Source organism: Bradyrhizobium sp. UFLA06-24, from assembly GCF_054967145.1.
This window is the reverse complement of record NZ_JADFUE010000188.1, coordinates 1-1,238: the sequence shown is the minus strand read 5'-3', so window position 1 is coordinate 1,238 and position 1,238 is coordinate 1. Positions and strand designations below refer to the sequence as shown.

1 pseudogene is annotated in these 1,238 nt (G+C 60.0%); it reads right to left on the bottom strand.

Going from position 1 to position 1,238, the window contains the following annotated elements:
* A pseudogene (locus tag IF809_RS38555) lies at positions 1 to 1,111 on the bottom strand (IS481 family transposase); the annotation flags it as partial.
* Between the last annotated feature and the right edge of the window lie 127 nt (positions 1,112 to 1,238).

Genomic DNA, 1,238 nt, shown 5'->3' with positions numbered 1-1,238 from the left:
TGTAAAAGAAGCGACTTGAGCTAACAGTGGGTGCTTTGTCGCGGCAGGTGTCCGACAAAGATTTCATGTCCGACCTCACGCAGCCGGCAACAATTTCTCTCTCGACAGAGCACTTGCTCAAGCAAGTTTGCATCGGCGTCTTGCCGTAGCACCAGCGCCCCTGATGCGGGCGCACCTCATTGTAGGCAGCGATCCACTCATCGAGATCGCTCTGCAACGCAGTGATGCTCGGATAAATCTTCTTGCGGAACACGACGCGATAGAACTCCTCAAGCACGGTGCGGTGGAAGCGCTCAACAATGCCGTTGGTCTGTCGGCTCCTCGTCTTGGTGCGGGTGGGATCGATGTCTTCGACGGCGAGGTAGAGCTCCTATTCGTGATGCTCCGGATTGCCGCAATACTCGGTGCCGCGGTCGGTCAGGATCCGGTTCAGTGGGATGCCCCGCGCATCGAAGAACGGCACCACGCGATCATTCAACAGTTCGGCCGCCGTGATCGGCGTCTTGCGATCATACAGCTTGGCGAACGCCACCTTGCTATAGGTGTCAATGAAGGTCTGCTGATAGATCCGCCCCACCCCCTTCATGTTGCCGACATAGAAGCTGTCCTGCGCACCGCAATAGCCGGGGCACTCGCTCTCGAACTCGCCGTGCGCCTCCTTCTCGGACTTGGCCTTTTCCAACGCAACGAGTTGGGCCTCAGTCAGCACCAGGCCGTCCTGGGCCATCTTGGCCTCCAGCGCCGTCAGCCGCTTCTTGACGTTGGCGAGATCGTGACGCAGCCACACCGCCCGCACGCCGAACGGGCAGATCGACAGGCCGCGGCTCCTGAGCTCATTGCTGACTCGCACCTGGCCCCAGGCCGGCTGGTCGATCGCCAGCTCAACGACGGCCGCCTCGACCTCCGGCGCGACACGGTTCTTCAGGACCGGTTTCTTGCGGCTGATCTCAATCAGCGCCAGCTCACCGCCGTTGTCGTACAGTTCCTTGAACCGGTAGAAGCTGTCGCGGCTATAGCCCATCATCCGGCAAGCCTGGCTGACATTGCCGAGCTGCTTGGCCAATTCCAGCATTCCGACTTTCGCGCGAATGACCTTCTGTTCCTGGGTCATGGTAACGTCTCTTGTGAGACGCTGCGGGCTGCGCGGGAGCGCCCTTTGGGTGAGCGCTCCTGCTCGCCAGCAGCTCCAATCCCTGCCAGTTCAAACCTTGCCGTCAGATTAAGTCGAAACTTCTACA